General features: G+C 63.4%; 11 protein-coding genes and 4 pseudogenes. 11 read left to right on the forward strand and 4 right to left on the reverse strand.

The features are described from left to right. Positions 1 to 193: 193 nt before the first annotated feature. The 6 genes and pseudogenes from V1293_RS31455 to V1293_RS31480 all read left to right on the forward strand — a co-directional run bounded on the left by V1293_RS31455 (position 194) and on the right by V1293_RS31480 (position 9,628). The gene (locus tag V1293_RS31455) at positions 194 to 1,429 is read left to right on the forward strand and encodes an SMP-30/gluconolactonase/LRE family protein (RefSeq protein ID WP_334515064.1); all 1,236 of its coding nucleotides are present in this window, start codon (positions 194 to 196) and stop codon (positions 1,427 to 1,429) included. 285 nt (positions 1,430 to 1,714) lie between these two features. Next, complete coding sequence (locus tag V1293_RS31460) at positions 1,715 to 2,812, forward strand: helix-turn-helix transcriptional regulator (protein WP_334515066.1); 1,098 nt, start codon at positions 1,715 to 1,717, stop codon at positions 2,810 to 2,812. Positions 2,813 to 3,552: 740 nt separating this feature from the next. After that, positions 3,553 to 5,821, forward strand: a pseudogene (locus V1293_RS31465) (acyl-CoA dehydrogenase). After that, the gene (locus tag V1293_RS31470) at positions 5,821 to 7,104 is read left to right on the forward strand and encodes an acetyl-CoA C-acetyltransferase (protein WP_334515067.1); all 1,284 of its coding nucleotides are present in this window, start codon (positions 5,821 to 5,823) and stop codon (positions 7,102 to 7,104) included. Before V1293_RS31465 ends, V1293_RS31470 begins: the two are co-directional and overlap by 1 nt. A 2-nt stretch (positions 7,105 to 7,106) precedes the next feature. After that, positions 7,107 to 9,200: a 3-hydroxyacyl-CoA dehydrogenase NAD-binding domain-containing protein gene (locus tag V1293_RS31475; RefSeq protein WP_334515069.1), complete on the forward strand. Its 2,094-nt coding sequence runs from the start codon at positions 7,107 to 7,109 to the stop codon at positions 9,198 to 9,200. Beyond that, positions 9,197 to 9,628, forward strand: a complete 432-nt coding sequence (locus tag V1293_RS31480; protein WP_334515070.1) for an acyl-CoA thioesterase — start codon at positions 9,197 to 9,199, stop codon at positions 9,626 to 9,628. The genes V1293_RS31475 and V1293_RS31480 overlap by 4 nt, the downstream gene beginning before the upstream one ends. 3 nt (positions 9,629 to 9,631) lie before the next feature. Here the strand turns inward: V1293_RS31480 and V1293_RS36260 are convergent. Both V1293_RS36260 and V1293_RS31485 read right to left on the reverse strand, forming a co-directional pair. Beyond that, positions 9,632 to 9,697: pseudogene (locus V1293_RS36260) on the reverse strand (BA14K family protein); the annotation flags it as partial. Positions 9,698 to 9,769: 72 nt separating this feature from the next. Beyond that, positions 9,770 to 10,069 (reverse strand): annotated as a pseudogene (locus V1293_RS31485) (glycine zipper domain-containing protein); the annotation flags it as partial. A 143-nt stretch (positions 10,070 to 10,212) separates the two neighbouring features. On the opposite strand from V1293_RS31485, the gene V1293_RS31490 reads away from it, so the two are divergent. Then, positions 10,213 to 10,401 carry a hypothetical protein gene (locus V1293_RS31490; protein WP_334384803.1) on the forward strand — a complete coding sequence of 63 codons (189 nt, stop codon included), beginning with the start codon at positions 10,213 to 10,215 and terminating at the stop codon, positions 10,399 to 10,401. 25 nt (positions 10,402 to 10,426) lie between these two features. On the opposite strand, the gene V1293_RS31495 is transcribed toward V1293_RS31490, so the two are convergent. Further along, entirely contained in the window at positions 10,427 to 10,882 is a 456-nt protein-coding gene (locus V1293_RS31495) for a nuclear transport factor 2 family protein (RefSeq protein ID WP_334515071.1), read from the reverse strand. A 246-nt stretch (positions 10,883 to 11,128) separates the two neighbouring features. Here V1293_RS31495 and V1293_RS31500 point away from each other — a divergent pair, with 246 nt between their 5' ends. Continuing rightward, positions 11,129 to 11,962 (forward strand): DeoR/GlpR family DNA-binding transcription regulator, encoded by an 834-nt coding sequence (locus V1293_RS31500; protein WP_334515073.1) that lies wholly within the window; start codon positions 11,129 to 11,131, stop codon positions 11,960 to 11,962. A 10-nt stretch (positions 11,963 to 11,972) separates the two neighbouring features. On the opposite strand, the gene V1293_RS31505 is transcribed toward V1293_RS31500, so the two are convergent. Next, on the reverse strand, positions 11,973 to 12,599 hold the full coding sequence (locus V1293_RS31505) for a CGNR zinc finger domain-containing protein (protein WP_334515075.1): 627 nt from the start codon (positions 12,597 to 12,599) through the stop codon (positions 11,973 to 11,975). Between the two features lie 57 nt (positions 12,600 to 12,656). On the opposite strand from V1293_RS31505, the gene V1293_RS31510 reads away from it, so the two are divergent. The 3 genes and pseudogenes from V1293_RS31510 (at position 12,657) to V1293_RS31520 (ending at position 16,321) form a co-directional block, all read left to right on the forward strand. Then, positions 12,657 to 13,586 carry a DMT family transporter gene (locus V1293_RS31510; protein ID WP_334515077.1) on the forward strand — a complete coding sequence of 310 codons (930 nt, stop codon included), beginning with the start codon at positions 12,657 to 12,659 and terminating at the stop codon, positions 13,584 to 13,586. A 113-nt stretch (positions 13,587 to 13,699) separates the two neighbouring features. Continuing rightward, positions 13,700 to 15,244 (forward strand): glycerol-3-phosphate dehydrogenase, encoded by a 1,545-nt coding sequence (glpD, locus tag V1293_RS31515; RefSeq protein WP_334515079.1) that lies wholly within the window; start codon positions 13,700 to 13,702, stop codon positions 15,242 to 15,244. Next, positions 15,241 to 16,321 (forward strand): annotated as a pseudogene (locus V1293_RS31520) (ABC transporter ATP-binding protein). The gene glpD and the pseudogene V1293_RS31520 overlap by 4 nt, the downstream one beginning before the upstream one ends.

Here is a 16,321-nt window from a genome sequence, read left to right on the forward strand (position 1 = left end):
GGTCGCGATGTCCTGGATTTGGGCACTTGCCCAAGCAAGCCACGGAATTGAATTCGACAAGGTAAAGCCATCTTGCATTGCGAGCTTGAACTGCGAGCGGAATCGTAACCAGCTCTCGCAACCGGACACGGCCCGGATTAACCTCAAGTTGCCAGGCCGGATCAACGGCCGGCACACACATTGGGAGGATGCAATGCAACGCCCCGAACAGCGCGACCCGGAAACCACGATCTCACGACGAACGCTTGTCCACGGCCTGGCCGCCTGCGCCGGCGCCACCGTGGCGGGGGTCGGCGGCGCGCTGGCCCAAGCGGGTCCTCAAGGCGGCCCCGTAGCGCCGCCGTCGACGATCACCAGCCCGCCGCGCGATTTCGGTCCGCGCGGCGCCCCGACCACCTATTTCTGGGACCCCGACATTATCGCGGTCGACCCATCCTTCAACGATCTCGCCCAGCCCAACACCGCAATCAAGCGCCTCCACAGCGGTGTGTTGTGGGCCGAAGGCCCGGCCTGGAGTGCGCAGGGCCGCTATCTCTTGTGGAGCGACATCCCCAACAACAGGCAGATGCGATGGTCCGAGGATGATGGTCACGTCAGCGTCTTCCGCGCGCCCTCCAACAACTCCAACGGCAACTCGTTCGATTTCCAGGGCCGCCAGCTCTCCTGCGAACATCTCACCCGCCGCGTGGTGCGCTATGAGCACGACGGCACCGCGACCGTGCTGGCCGATTCCTACAACGGCAAGAAGCTCAACTCACCCAACGACGTCGTCGCCCATCCGGACGGCAGCTACTGGTTCACCGACCCGCCCTATGGCGGCCAGCTCTATGAGGGCGAGCCTGACGTCGCGGGCGGCCCGAGCAATTCCGCCGGCAAGCTCAATCCGCGGATCGGCCAGCCGGCCGGCTTCGTGCCGGGCAAGCGCGAACTGCCGACCAATTGCTATCGCATCGATCCGTCGGGCCGCATCGACCTCGTGGTGACTGAGGAGCAGGTGCCCGATCCTAACGGCCTCTGCTTCTCGCCCGACTACAAGAAGCTCTACGTCGCCTCTACCGGCAAGGGGCCGGGCGACACCGGTGCGGGCGGCAAGGGCGATGTGTTTGTGTTCGATGTCGGCACCGACAACAAGCTCAGCAACCACAAGCGGTTCAGCGATTTCATGGTCGACGGCGTGAAATGCGGACCGGACGGCGTGCGCTGCGACGTCAACGGCAACGTCTGGTGTTCGAGCAACGCCGGCCGCGCCGTCGGCTACAGCGGCGTGACGGTGTGGTCGCCGGAGGGCAAGCTGCTCGGCCGCATCCGCCTGCCGGAAGTGTGCGGCAATATCTGCTTCGGCGGCCCCAAGCGTAACCGCCTGTTCATGGCCGCGAGCCAGTCGCTCTACGCCGTGTATACGGCAACGCAAGGCGCAGGACCGGGTTGACGACTGGCTCTGCAGATCCCTCGATACGACGATCAAGCGCCGGCGTAACCCGCCGACGCTTGATCATTTTAGAGCTGCTAGTCCGCTGTCTGAAGTCGAGGAATCATCAGCTCCAGCCTGCCGGCATAGTGGTGTTTTGATACCGTAAACCTTTCCGCACGGTTTTAGGTGCCCGCTTTTCCGGTCGCAAAAAAAGCTCGGCGCTTGCTCCTTCGCTAAACTCAAGCAGACTGGTTCGGCCGGCCGATGGAGTCTTAGGGGCAGGAATTTTGGGGGGCAGGAATTTTGTTTGACGTTCGAAAGCTCGAGGATGTCGGCAAACGCCTCGGCGATGCCGTCCTGGACCCATTGGTCTGGACCGAACTGATGGAGGACATATGCCAGGCTGCTGATGCCAAGGGCGCGGCGATGCTGCAAAGCGACGTGCGAACCGAGGACATTCCAAGGACCGAAGCCGTCTCCGAATTTTTCGACAACTACTTCCGTCATAAATTCCATGTGGCCGACGTAAGGGCTGCGCGAGGCGTTCCTCTTCTTCAGGCCGGCGCCGACGTGGTTAGGGATGCCGATCTGTTCAGATCGGAAGCCGAGATGCTGCGCGATCCCCTCTACGCAAATCTCGCCGGATACGGATTGAAGTGGTTTGCGGCGATCGGCTTCAGGGCTGGCCCGGCGCTGTGGGGATTAACGATTCAGCGTACCCCCAAGCAAGGAATGTTCGAATCCGACGAGGTGAAGGCGCTGTCGCGGCTTTCGCACAGGCTTACCGAGGCTGCCACGCTTTCCACCGCGGTCGGGCGGGCTGCCATCCTGAGCGTGACGAACGCCCTTGACCTCATGCAACGACCTGCATTGGCGATTGATCGCCATGGAGGATTGCTTGGCTTGAACCGACGGATGGAGGCCTATATTGGCGGCGAAATCCTCGTTCGAAACAATCGGCTGGTACTTCGCGACAGCCGCGCCAATTCCGAATTATCCGAAGTGATCGACCGGCTTAAAGAGACGTCGGACCAGCAAGCTTGTCGCGTCGATCCGATCATCGTCAGGCGAGAAAGCAAGCGGCCTCTGGTGCTGAAGACGCTACCCGTTCCACCGGCGGCGCGAAGCCCGTTTCTTGGCGCGCGCGCCGTGCTCGCACTAAGCGATCTCGAAGGCACTGCGACCGTCAATCCCGATATCCTTGGGAAAGTCTTTGAGCTCACGCCGGCACAAGCCATGTTGGCGGGAAAGCTCGCGACAGGAAGTTCCATGGAGACTGCTGCGGCCGAATTGGGCGTCACCGTGGAAACAGCGCGAACTCATCTCAAGGCAATTTTCAACAGAACCGGCACGCATCGCCAGGGCGAACTCGTGGCGCTTCTTAACAGGCTGTCTCGTTAGTCAATTTTTCATTCTGATTTTTCGTCAGCTTCGGCAGGATTCGAAGAGAATTTCCGTGAGACGTCGATGTCCACGTCATCAGCGGCGATTCATTAAAATTCGTCACAATCTGGCAATCCGCAGCCAACCGTTTGGGCAAAAGCAGGGCGCGTCTAAACCCGGCTTTTACGGCGCGTGCTGCACCTTCCTTTTCCAGAAAGGGAGAGGCTTGTGTACCAATGCCCGTATTCAAATATTTTGCCGTCGTAGGATCGACGCTGTTCGTTTTCCTGTTTATTTCGAATGCCTATCTCACCGACGACGAGAGCAATTTGCGGTTTGACGGATCGCTGTACGCCAGCGCGCTTTACGCGCCTCGCGTGGAGGGAAACCCGGACCACCGCGGAGCTTCGCTTTACCCGCGACGTCACGCCTGCCGTTCGCGTCAAGGAAGTGTTTGCCGTATTCGTCCCCAATGAGCGACGACGCAACAAGCGTGATTCATAACACCGGCGTGCCCCCGGTTTGAGGCCGGCGGGCATTCCAGACGGCAACCACCCGGTAACCTCACCGGTCTCTAACCGCCGGTCAATACAGCCATTTTGGAACGGGCTCGGGCCTCGGCCGTTATCTCCCGGTTTATTAATTTCGCTTCATTCCCGATGCGAAGCGTCCCCGAAACCCGTGCGTTTCAGCTAGAATGGGCCGTCGTTTGGCACAGGTGGGGCGCGACCTCGCGCCGCAGACCAGGAGGGTTCGCCATGAGCTTCCGCCGCGATTTCATCAGCAAGCCGATCTTCGCTTTCGCGCGTGGCGCAATGCCCGCGATGTCCGACACCGAGCGCGAGGCGCTCGAGGCGGGTGACGTCTGGTGGGACGCCGACCTCTTCACCGGCAATCCTGACTGGTCGAAATTGCTGGCGAACGCGCCGGCGACGCTGACTGCGGAAGAACAGGCCTTCCTCAATGGCCCGGTCGACGAGCTCTGCGCCATGCTCGACGAGTGGAGGATCAATTGGGAATGGCGCGACCTGCCGCCGGAGGCGTGGGCGTTCATCAAGCGTCACAAATTCTTCGGCATGATCATCCCGAAGGAATTTGGCGGGCTCGGATTCTCGCCCTATGCGCATTCGGAAGTGGTGCGAAAACTTTCCTCGCGCTCGCTCACCGCTGCCGTCACCGTGATGGTGCCGAACTCGCTCGGGCCGGGCGAACTCTTGATGCGCTTCGGCACCAAGGAGCAGCAGCAGAAATGGTTGCCACGGCTTGCCGAGGGTACGGACATTCCCTGCTTCGGCCTCACAAGCCCCGAAGCCGGCTCGGATGCGGCATCGATGGTCGACACCGGCATCATCTGCAAGGGCAATTTCGAAGGCCGCGACGTGCTGGGGTTTAAGGCTGAACTGGCACAAGCGCTACATCACGCTGGGGCCGGTCGCGACGCTGCTCGGTCTCGCCTTCAAGGCCCATGACCCCGATCATCTCGTGGGAGATCAGGAAGAGCTCGGCATTACCGTGGCCCTGATCCCGACCGATCTGCCCGGCGTCGAGATCGGCCGCCGCCATCTGCCGGCGATGCAGGTGTTCCAGAACGGCCCGAACTGGGGCCGCGACGTGTTCATTCCGATGGACTACATCATCGGCGGACAAGAGCGGCTCGGGCAAGGCTGGAAGATGCTGATGACGGCGCTGGCCGCCGGCCGCGGCATCTCGCTGCCGTCGCTGTCGGCCGCGGGCGCGGCCTATGCCGCACGAACCACCGGCGCCTATGCCCGCATCCGCGAACAGTTCGGCATCTCCATCGGCAAGTTCGAAGGCATCGAGGAGCCGCTCGCCCGCATCGCCGGCACCGCCTATCTGCTCGACGCCGCGCGGCGGCTGACCTGTGCCGCGCTCAACCAGGGGCATCATCCCGCCGTCATTTCCGGCATCATGAAGCTGCACGCCACCGAGCGAATGCGGATCGCGATCGATGACGCCATGGACATCCATGGCGGCAAGGCCGTGATCGATGGGCCGCAAAATTATCTTGGCAATCTCTATCGCTCGGTGCCGGTCGGCATCACCGTCGAGGGCGCCAATATCCTGACCCGCAATCTGATCGTGTTCGGGCAGGGCGCAATCCGTGCGCACCCCTATTTGCTCGAGGAGATGAACGCGCTCGGCGAAGCCGATCGCGCCAAGGGGCTCGACGCTTTTGACAGGGCGTTCTGGAATCATGTCGGCCACAGTTTTAAAACCATGTTCCGCGCCTGGGGCCGAAGCTGGAGCGGCGGGCTGTTTGCCCCGGCGCCCGATGCCGGCGACGCAACACGGTTCTATCGTCAGCTCTCGCGCTATTCGTCGGCGTTTGCTTTGTGCGCGGACATGGCGCTGCTGACACTCGGCGGCGCGCTCAAGCGCAAGGAGATGCTCTCGGCGAGGTTTGGCGATATCCTTTCCGAACTCTATCTGTTGTCGGCGGCGCTAAAACGCTGGCAGGACGAGGGACGGCAGAAGGAAGATTTCGCCGCGCTCGAATGGTGCATGGCCAGTGGCTTCAAGACGATCGAGAACCGCTTTGCCGAAATCCTCGCCAACCTGCCGAACCGGTTCGTGGCCGTGATCCTGAAATTCCTGATCCAGCCGTTCGGCGCAAGGGTGACCGGCCCGTCCGACCGCGTCGTGCATCAATGCGCGCAGCTCGTGCTGGAGCCGTCGGCGGCGCGCGACCGGCTGACATCAGATCTTTCCGCGGTCGACGATGATGGCGGCATCGCGCGGCTGGAGAAGGCGTTCGTTCTGGTCACGGCGGCAGAAGATTTTTCCAGGCAGATGCGCGCCGCGCGCCTGCATGACTGGAAGGAGGCGGTCAAGAAGGGCGTCATCACGCAGGCCGACGGCGAGAAGCTGCAGGCCGCACACGAGGCCGTTGCCAAAGTCATCGAAGTCGACGATTTCGCAGCCGAGGCGTTGTCGCCAATTTACAGGAAGGGCGCCGACGTGCATCAATTCTTCCAGGAACTGGGTGAGCAGAGGGCAGCGAGCTGATGGCGCGACCGGTCTTTATCGTTGACGGCAGCCGGACGCCGTTTCTGAAAGCGCGCTCGGGTCCGGGCCCGTTTACCCCGGTCGATCTCGCCGTGCAATGCGGCCGGCCGCTATTGGCGCGGCAGCCTTTCGCGCCCAACGCTTTCGATCAAGTCATCCTCGGCTGCGTCAACGTCATCGCCGACGAAATGAACCCAGCCCGCGTCGCCGCGCTGCGGCTCGGCATGGGCGAGAAGATGGTCGCCTTCACGGTGCAGATCAATTGCGGCTCCGGCATGCAGTCGATCGACACGGCTTACCGCTACATCCGCGAGGGTGTCTCCGACCTGATCCTGGCCGGCGGCGCCGAGGCGCTGAGCCACGCGCCGCTGGTGTGGCCGCAACAGGGTGTGCGCTGGTTCGCGGGCCTTGCGGGTGCGAAAGGTATCGGCGCAAAAATCATGGCCGCGCTGAAGGTGAAGCCGAGCTATTTCAAGCCGATCATTGGACTGGAGCGCGGCCTCACCGATCCCATCACTGAACTCAATATGGGCCAGACCGCCGAAGTGGTCGGGCATCTCTTCGGCGTCACCCGCGCGCAGTCGGATGCCTATGCCGCCGAAAGCCACAGGCGGTTGGCAAAAGCACAGTCGGAAGGCTGGCTCAAGGGCGAGATCGAAACCGCGTTCGCGCGCGATGGAAAATTCTACGATCATGACGACGGTGTGCGCCCGGACTCGACGCCGGAAAGCTTGGCGAAACTGCGACCGGTGTTCGAGCGTCCGTGGGGCAAGGTCACCGCGGGCAATTCCTCGCAGATCACCGACGGCGCGTCCTGGGTGATCCTCGCGTCCGAAGAGGCCGTGGCCAAGCACGGGCTGACGCCAAAGGCGGCCATTCTCGACAGCCAGTGGTCGGCGCTCGATCCCGGCATCATGGGCCTGGGCCCGGTGCTGTCGGCAACCGAGCTTTTGAAACGCAACGAACTGACACTCTCCGATATCGAGACCTGGGAATTGAACGAGGCGTTTGCGACGCAGGTGCTGGGCTGTCTCGCCGCCTGGAACGACAAGAAGTTCTGTAAAGAAATTCTCGGCCTCGACGGCGCGGCCGGCGAACTCGATCAGACCAAATTGAACGTCGATGGCGGCGCGATCAGTCTCGGCCATCCCGTGGGCTGCAGTGGCAACCGTATCGTGCTGCACCTCGTCAATGCCATGAAGCGGTTGGGCACACGGCGCGGCATCGCCACCGAATGCATCGGCGGCGGGCAGGGCGGCGCGATGCTGATAGAGACGGTGTGAGCATGGATAGCCAGATCATGAACGTTCTCGGCGATCGCGTGCTCGAACTCGGGCCGAAGCCTGATGCCGACGGGCCGTACAAAAATTTCAAGCTGACGCGTGATTCTGATGGCGTCGCGTGGCTGCTGTTTGATCGCGAGGGCACCAGCGCCAACACGCTCTCGGCCGACCTGATCGAGGAGCTCGACAAGGTACTGGTGGAGTTGGAAAGCCAGCGCCCCACCGGCGTCGTCATCCGTTCCGCCAAAAAGTCCGGCTTCATCGCCGGCGCCGACGTCAATGCATTTCGCGGCGCGACCGATGTGGCGGCCGTCGAAACCGAGATCGGCCGCGCGCATGCGGTGATCGACCGGCTTGAGGCGCTGCGGGTTCCGAGCGTGGCCGTGATCCACGGCTTCTGCCTCGGCGGCGGTCTCGAAGTGGCGCTGGCCTGCCAGATGCGGATTGCGATCGAGGACGCGCGGTTCGGTTTCCCCGAAGTGATGCTCGGCCTGCATCCCGGCCTCGGCGGTACTGTGCGGTTCACGCAGCTCGTCAATCCGATGCAGGCGATGCCGCTGATGCTCACCGGCAAGACCATCGATGCGCGCCGGGCAAAATCGCTCGGGCTGGTCGACGCCGTGACGCAGGAGCGGCATGTTCGCAATGCCGTAAAGGACGCGGTGTCCGGCCGCCTCAAGCGCGCGCGGCCTGGGCTGCTCAACAACGCTCTCACCCTCGGTCCCGTCAGGGGATTCCTCGCCGGGCGCATGCGCAGCGAGGCCGCCAAGGCCGCGCCGGAAGCGCATTACCCAGCGCCTTACGCGCTGATCGATCTTTGGGAAAAGCATGGCGGCGACAAGCGGGCGATGCTGAGTGCGGAGAAGGCGTCTTTCGCCAGGCTGATGGTGACGCCGACCGCGCAGAACCTGATCCGCGTCTTCTTCCTGCGCGAGCAGATGAAGAAGCTCGCAGGCAGCGGCAACAAGATCGAGCACGTCCACGTCATCGGCGCCGGCGCGATGGGCGGCGACATCGCCGCCTGGTGCGCCGGCCAGGATTTGCGGGTGACGCTCGCCGACATGAAGCCGGAGCCGATCGCGGGCGCGATCAAGCGTGCCGCCGATCTCTACGGCAAGATTTTGCGCAAACGCACCTCAGTGCGCGATGCGCTCGACCGGCTGATGCCGGACATGCAGGCCGAGGGCGTCCGCAACGCCGATCTCATCATCGAGGCGGTGCCGGAAAAGCTGGAGCTGAAGCAGAAGGTCTATGCCGGGCTCGAGCCTGTCATGAAGCCGGGCGCGATTCTCGCCACCAACACGTCGAGCATTCCGCTGCAGGACCTGCGCACCACGCTGCAAAGGCCCGAACGGCTATTGGGACTGCACTTCTTCAATCCGGTGTCGCGGCTGCAACTCGTCGAGGTCGTCAGCCATGACGGCACCGACGCGCAACTCCTGAAGGAGGCGCTGGCCTTCGTCGGCGCCATCGATCGCCTGCCGCTGCCCGTGAAATCCTCGCCCGGCTTCCTCGTCAACCGCGCGCTGACGCCGTACATGCTGGAAGCGATGGTGATGCTGGACGAGAAGGTCGACAAGACGGTGATCGACGCCGCCGCGAAAAAGTTCGGCATGCCGATGGGGCCGATCGAATTGGCCGATCAGGTCGGCCTCGATATCTGCCTCGATGTCGGCGATATGCTGCGCTCGAAGTTTGGCGACATGCTGCCGCCCACGCCGGCGTGGCTGCGCGAAAAGGTCGCCAAGGGCGAACTCGGCCGCAAGACCGGCAAGGGTTTTTACACCTGGAAGGACGGCAAGGCCGACACCGGCGGCATGTCGGCGATCTCGGAGCCCTCGGCCGAAATGATCGACCGGCTGATCCTGCCGATGTCGAATGTCTGCGTCGCCTGCTTGCGCGAGGGCATCGTCGACAATGCCGACGTGGTCGACGGCGCCGTCATCTTCGGCACCGGCTACGCGCCGTTCCGCGGCGGGCCGCTCAATTATGCGCGAACCCGCGGTGTGGACAATGTCGTCTCGACGCTGGATGCCCTGACCGACAAGTTCGGCAAGAGGTTTACGCCGGATGCCGGCTGGGAGAATTTCAAGTGACGGAGACGCATGTGCACGCGCCGCCCACGACCGACGAGACCGAGCCACGCGGCGACCTCTGTATCCGCACGCTGGCGATGCCGGCCGACACCAACGCCAACGGCGACATTTTTGGCGGCTGGCTGCTCAGCCAGATGGACATCGGTGGCGGCGTATTTGCCTCCAAGATCGCGAAATCACGCACGGTGACCGTTGCGATTGAGGCGATGAACTTTCGCAAGGCCGTCTATGTCGGCGATCTCGTCTCCGTTTACGGCCATCTGGTGCGGGTCGGGCGCACTTCGATCACGGTCCATCTCGAAGCATGGGTCGTGCGCCGCAAGGAGTTGCAGTCGATCCTGGTGACCGACGGCAACTTCACCTATGTCTCGATCGACGATAACGGCCGTCCGCAGCCGGTCAGCCCGGACGGCGTGATCTCGACCTGAATCTTACGGGCAGGGACGCTCGTAGCCGTCACGGCCGATGAACGTGCCACGGCGCGGATCATAGGAGCGGTAGCGCGTGCAAGCCGGCGCCTCATACTCATATACCCGGGGCGGCGGAGGTGCATATTGCGCCTGGACACCGCAATAGCGCGGCGAAACTTCCTGCCAGCCGCCGGGCTGCTCCACGTAGCAGCCGCCTTGATAATAGCGGTAGCCGCCGGGCCGCGGCTCGCCCTGGGCGCCGATCGCGGCTCCCGTCGTAGCGCCCACGATGGCGCCGACCGCAGCACCCCGGCCGCCGCCGAGTGCCCCGCCGACAATCGCGCCCGCCGCGCCGCCGAACAGCGCGCCCCCGAGCGTGCTTTCCTGCGCCGCCGCCTCCTGGAGCGGCGCGCAAACCGCCAGGGCAACCAGCATCGAGAGCGCGAACTTCGGCATCATGTCAGTTCTCCAGCCATTTGAGCGATTCGCTAGCTATTCCGCGACCAGCTTTGACATAGGTTGGCCTTGTTACGCAACGTGGAAGCAGGAACAATTTGCCGTGCAACCCGTTGTAAGCCCGGAAGAAATCAGAGGCCGGGCCCATGTCGGATACCTATATTATCGAAGTCGGCTCTCAGCCGGCGGGGATCATCGTGCGCGCTCCCGGCGGCTATCGGTTCTTTGCCGCCTCGCACCGTTTCAACCGGCTGGAAGGGCAGATATTCCGCAACGCACGCGAGGCCGAGCGCGCCGCCCGGCAACTCGCCAGCGGGATGACGCTGGCGGCATGACCCGCCAGCGCCGGTCGCCTGGTGGTCAGAGCTTGGTGGCCGACCGCGACAGCAGCTTCCAGTCGTTGCCCTGCTTCTGCCAATTCATCAGGATATGCAGGTTCTGCGGCGTCTTCTTGCCGTCGGTGAACTCCTGCTCGCCGACGAAGGTGAACCGCACGATGGCGGTCGGTCCGACGACGCGGACCGTGGGATCCTTGTATTCGAGCGACGTCCATTTGTAATTGGCCTTGGCGATGCCGTCGAGAAGCGACGCCTTGGTGTCGACCTTGGCGTTCGAGTGGCTGTAGCTCAGGTCGTCCGCACAGAGTGGGGCGACCCCCTCGGCATTGCCAGCCGCCTGCGCCGCACGGAAGGCTTCGACGTTCTTCGCGACGGCATCTTCGTCCGCACCGGCAAAAGCCGGGACGACGCTCATGAGCCCAAGCGCCAGCCCAAGTGCGAGTACGGGCAAGGCGAGCCGACGGCGATCGATGTTCATGGTTTCCTCCATTTGTTTCTGGTTGTGATCACAGTGTTGCAGCCACAAATTGCTTTGTCGAGCACCGCAGGTGGTGCGGCTCGCATGGCTTCCGGCGTGGTCGCCTTAACCAGATTCGTTGTTTCGGCCGGCCAAGTAGTCCCAGGGCCGATCTCACTCGTTGACCGCAGCCCCAATCAGCCGCACCATAACGGCAACTTTGTGCCCCAGGCCCATATCTCAAGTCCAAATCTCAAGGGCGCCGCCATGGCCGGACTGTCCCATCGTCAGACTGAAATCCTCAACATCGCCCGCGCCTTTGGCCGGGTGATGGTGGAAGACCTCGCCAAGCGTTTCGAGGTTTCGGCGCAGACCATCCGCAAGGATCTCAACGATCTCTGCGACCAACGTTCGCTGACCCGCATTCATGGCGGCGCCATCATTGCCTCCGGCGTCGAGAACCTCGCCTATGAGGCGCGGCGTTTCGTGGCGGCGGAAGAGAAGCGGGCGATCGGCATTGCCGCGGCGTCGCGGATTCCGAACGGCTGCTCGCTGTTCATCAACATTGGCACCACGACGGAAGAAGTCGCGAGCGCGCTGACCTCGCATGAGGATTTGCTCGTCATCACCAACAATCTCAACGTCGCGATGCTGTTGTATCGGCACCCGCGCATCGAGGTGATCGTGGCGGGCGGCGCGGTGCGCCGTGCCGACGGCGCGGTGATCGGCTCGACCGCGATCGGCCTGATCGGCCAGTTCAAGGTCGACTACGCCATCATCGGCGCATCCGCGATCGACGAGGAGGGCGCGCTGCTCGACTTCGACTACCGCGAAGTGCAGGCGGCGCAGGCGATCATCGCCAATGCGCGCAGCGTCATGCTGGTCGCGGACTCGACAAAACTCCGGCGCAGCGCCCCGGTGCGCATCGCCCATCTCAGCCAGATCCAGACCTTTGTAACCGATGCGCCGCTGCCGGCAGGCCTTGCCAGCATCTGCAGCCACCGCGGCATCGAGGTGGTCGAGGCGATGGACAAGCCGGCGGCGGATATCGACGAGCCGGGTGAGTCGCTTCCTCCTCCCGCCGCCGTTCGATTGCGATAGCCCTTCGTCTCTATCGCGTCGCGCATCGCCATCGCCGCTGCTTTTCGCGGTTTCCGCAACCTTTCATGCTGCACCATTGCCGGCGCTGGCCCTTGCTGGTGTCGAGATAGTAGACGTCGCAGTCCGTGGCTCCGCATTTGCGAATTCTTTTGCGCGGCTCGTCAACGAGCAGACATTCGATCGCGAGCGAACAGGCGTGCAAGGGAATTTCAGGCGACAGCGCAGGAGACCAGCGGCGGTTGACCAATCCTGGCGAGGGCGATGCGACGACCAGCGTCCGGGCCACGTGAGCCGCCTGGATCGCAGCAGATAGCGCGTCGAGATCGGATTGCCGCGCCGGCCGTCGCGAATTTGCAGCAGCGACGACATCGTGAAGATGCTCACGAAGCTTGCGTGCGCGTGTCGCGACAAGCGGGCCGGAGCGGCCGTCGAGCCGCTGCAGACCCGCGGCCGTTCGACGATCGATCAGTCCGGCCAGCACCGCGAACCGCACCAGGTCAGGATACGTTGCCAGATTCTCGATCGGCGAGGGCGAGGGCCGCTCATCCAGGGTGTTTACCAGGTCCAGCGCCGGATGCCCGCCGCTCCATTCGAACGGATCGGCGCGTCGTCCTTGCTTCGCGTGATGCTCCATCATAACCTGTAAAACATATCAAAAGGGTTATGGCTACTCCAATCCCCCGGGGAAGCGATGATGACGGATCTTGCCGTCGCTGGACGCTCCACTACGGAATATATTCGCGGGGCCCTCTATGGCCTCGCAGCCGTCACCATCTGGTCCGGATGGATCGTGGTGGCTCGCCTGGGACTCCGGACCAGCCTCACGCCATGGGACATCGCTGCGCTTCGCTTTGGCGTGGCCGGTATGCTTCTGCTGCCCTTCGTGATGCGCAGGGGGCTCGCGCTCGAGCGGCTCGGCTGGATCGGGCTGGCGGCGATCGTGATCGGCGGCAGCGCTCCTGTCCTGCTGGCGAACGCAGGTCTGTTGTTCGCGCCTGCGGCGCATGCGGGCGCGCTGTTTCCCGGGGTGATGCCACTGGCGGTAGCGCTTCTTGCTGCGGCCATCCTGCACGAGCCGTTTACCGACGCGAAAAAGATTGGCTTCGTGCTGATCCTGCTTGGCGTTTTTGGCATCGCCTGGGGGACTGGCGGCGCAGTCGGGTCCGCGCAGACCGTCGGGCACGCGCTGTTTCTCGGTTCTGCCGTGGCCTGGGCCTGTTACACGGTCGCGATGCGTCGCGCGCGGCTCGATGGCCTGCATGCGGCGGGCATCACCGCGGTCGGCGCCTTGTTTCTCTACATGCCGGTGTATTTCGTCGTGGAGGGGGGCAGTCTCGCCAAAGCCCCGTGGGGCGATCTGGCGCTTCAAGTGTTCGTGCAGGGGCTTCTGACGGCTATTGTTTCACTGGTCTTCTACGGACGGGCAGTCCGCATTCTCGGCGCCTCCAGCGGTGCCGCGTTCGCCGCGTTGTCGCCGGCGATGACTGCCGTCATGGCGATTCCAATTCTGGGTGAGTGGCCGACGGCAGTGGACTGGATTGCCATCGCCGGTGTTTCTGTCGGCGTTTACGTCGTGAGCGGAGGTCCGCTGCCGAGATGGCTGAGCGCGTCGATCAATTTGTAGACTTCCCCCTCGAGTTCCCCGCTTTCGTCTTGCTTTCGTTTTTGTTTGTGATTAACTCTCATCCGAAAGTAAAATCGCCGAAGTGAAGAGGCGATCGCCGGGGAAGCGTTTCGTTGGACAGGGTATTCGATCTCGCCATTATCGGAGGCGGCATCAATGGCTGCGGCATCGCGCGCGATGCGGTGGGCCGGGGCAATTCCGTTTTCTTGTGTGAAATGAACGACTTGGCGAGCGGGACGTCGTCCTGGTCGACCAAGCTGGTGCATGGCGGCTTACGCTATCTCGAATATTATGAGTTCCGGCTGGTCCGTGAGGCGCTGATTGAGCGCGAAATCCTCTGGCAGATCGCGCCCCATATCATCAGGCCGCTGCGTTTCGTTTTGCCACACCACGCAGGGCTGCGCCCGGCCTGGCTGCTCAGGCTAGGGTTGTTCCTCTACGACCATATCGGGGGCCGGCACCTGCTGCCGCCGACCCGCTCGGTCGATCTCGCCCATGACGAAGTGGGAAAACCCTTGATCGCCAACCGCTACAAGCGTGGCTTCGAATATTCCGACTGCTTCGTCGACGACGCGCGCCTCGTCGTGCTGACGGCGCGGGATGCTGCCGATCGCGGCGCCGAAATCCACACCCGCACGCGCGCGGTCGAGATCAGGCAGGTCGACGGCGTCTGGCAGGTCACCGTCGAGAATACGATCAGTGGAGAGCGCACAACCATCCGGGCGCGCGGGCTGGTCAATGCCGGCGGCCCATGGGTCGAGCAGGTGCTGTCGTCAGGCTCCGGCGTCAACGCGCGGGCAAAAGTGCGGCTGGTGCAGGGCTCGCACATCGTGGTGCGCAAGCTCTATGAGCACGACCGCGCCTACATGTTCCAGAACGCCGACGGCCGCATCATCTTCGTCATTCCCTATCAGGACGATTTCACGCTGATCGGCACCACCGATCGCGATTACGACGGCGATCCGGCCAAGGTAAAAGCCAGCCCAGAGGAGGTTCAATATCTCTGCGCTTCCGCCAGCGAGTACCTGAAAAAGCCGGTGCTGCCTGCGGATGTGGTCTGGACCTATTCCGGCGTCCGCCCGCTCTATGACGACGGCGCCAGCGAAGCGAAAGCTGCGACCCGCGATTACGTGTTCGAACTCGATACGCCCGGTGGCGCACCGTTGCTGTCGATCTATGGCGGCAAGATCACGACCTATCGGCGCCTGGCGGAAGAAGCGCTGGAGCGGCTCGCGCCCTATCTGCGCAGCGCGAAAGAGAAGGAAGGTTGGACCGGCAAGGCGCCGCTGCCCGGCGGCGACATGGATGTTTCGGCGGTCGCCGCGCTGGCCGCGGAACTGACGCGGAAATATCCGTTCCTCAGCCCGGCGCATGCCAACCGGCTCGCGCATGCCTATGGCACGCGCGCCACAAAATTGCTCGGCAGCGCGAAGTCTCTTGCCGATCTCGGCCAATCTTTCGGCGCCACCTTGACGGAGAGTGAAGTCCGCTACCTGATCTCGAACGAATGGGCCTGCACCGCCGAAGACGTGGTGTGGCGAAGGTCCAAGCTCGGCCTGCGGCTGTCGGCCGACGAAATCACAGCCCTCGACGAATGGATCAAGGCCAACAGCGGCTCCGGCGAACGTCCCTTGCGCGAAGCGGGAGGGCGGACATGAGCGTCACGCTCGAACATGTCACGCGGACCGTGGACGGCATCCCGACCATTCGCGATGTCTCGCTCACGCTCGAGCGCGGCACGCTGAGCGTGCTGCTCGGACCGACGCTGTCGGGCAAGACGTCGATCATGCGGTTGTTGGCTGGTCTGGATAAGCCTGCGACCGGCCGCGTGCTGGTCGACGGCAAGGACGTCACCGGCGCCGACGTGCGGCAACGTTCGGTCGCGATGGTCTATCAGCAGTTCATCAACTATCCCTCGCTGACGGTTTACGAGAACATCGCTTCGCCCCTGCGGGTGCAGGGCAGGCCGCGCGAGGAAATCGACCGGCGCGTCCAGGAGGCCGCGAAACTGCTGCGGCTCGAGCCCTATCTGAAGCGCACGCCGCTGCAGCTTTCCGGCGGCCAGCAGCAGCGCACCGCGATCGCGCGGGCGCTGGTCAAGGGCGCCGATCTGGTTCTGCTGGACGAGCCGCTCGCCAATCTCGACTATAAGCTTCGCGAGGAGCTGCGCACCGAGCTGCCGCGCATTTTCGAAGCGTCAGGCGCAATCTTCGTCTATGCAACGACCGAGCCCTCGGAGGCGCTCCTGCTTGGCGGCAATACCGTCTGCATGTGGGAAGGCAAGGTTCTGCAGGCCGGCGACACGTCGAAGGTCTATCGCCAGCCCGATACGCTGCGGGTGGCGCAGGTGTTCTCCGATCCGCCGCTCAACATCGTCGGTATCGAGAAGAAGAACGGTTCTGTGCAATATGCCGGCGGCATCCAGGCGCCGGCCACCGGGCTCTATGCGGAGCTTTCCGACGGTCCCTACCGCGTCGGCTTTCGCGCCCATCAACTCGAAGTGGCCAGCGGCATCGCCGGACGCCACGCCTTTCATGCCACCGTCACCGTGACCGAGATCACCGGTTCGGAAAGTTTTGTGCATCTTAACCGCGGGTGCCTCGAACTGGGTTGCAGTGCTGCCGGGCGTGCATGAATACGAGCCCGGCCATTTGCTCGATGCCGTGCTCGATCCCGACAATGTTTTCGTGTTCGACGCCGGCGACCGTCTGGTCGCTGCGCCTGGCAAAGCTTGA

The organism is Bradyrhizobium sp. AZCC 1693, assembly GCF_036924745.1.
GTDB lineage: Bacteria > Pseudomonadota > Alphaproteobacteria > Rhizobiales > Xanthobacteraceae > Bradyrhizobium.

Bases quoted from the DNA above. Each gene is read 5' to 3' on its own strand.
- V1293_RS31455 (WP_334515064.1), top strand. From the start codon at position 194: ATGCAACGCCCCGAACAGCGCGACCCGGAAACCACGATCTCACGACGA.
- V1293_RS31470 (WP_334515067.1), top strand. From the start codon at position 5,821: ATGGCGCGACCGGTCTTTATCGTTGACGGCAGCCGGACGCCGTTTCTG.
- V1293_RS31475 (WP_334515069.1), top strand. From the start codon at position 7,107: ATGGATAGCCAGATCATGAACGTTCTCGGCGATCGCGTGCTCGAACTC.
- V1293_RS31490 (WP_334384803.1), top strand. From the start codon at position 10,213: ATGTCGGATACCTATATTATCGAAGTCGGCTCTCAGCCGGCGGGGATC.
- V1293_RS31495 (WP_334515071.1), bottom strand. From the start codon at position 10,882: ATGAACATCGATCGCCGTCGGCTCGCCTTGCCCGTACTCGCACTTGGG.
- V1293_RS31500 (WP_334515073.1), top strand. From the start codon at position 11,129: ATGGCCGGACTGTCCCATCGTCAGACTGAAATCCTCAACATCGCCCGC.
- V1293_RS31505 (WP_334515075.1), bottom strand. From the start codon at position 12,599: ATGATGGAGCATCACGCGAAGCAAGGACGACGCGCCGATCCGTTCGAA.
- V1293_RS31510 (WP_334515077.1), top strand. From the start codon at position 12,657: ATGACGGATCTTGCCGTCGCTGGACGCTCCACTACGGAATATATTCGC.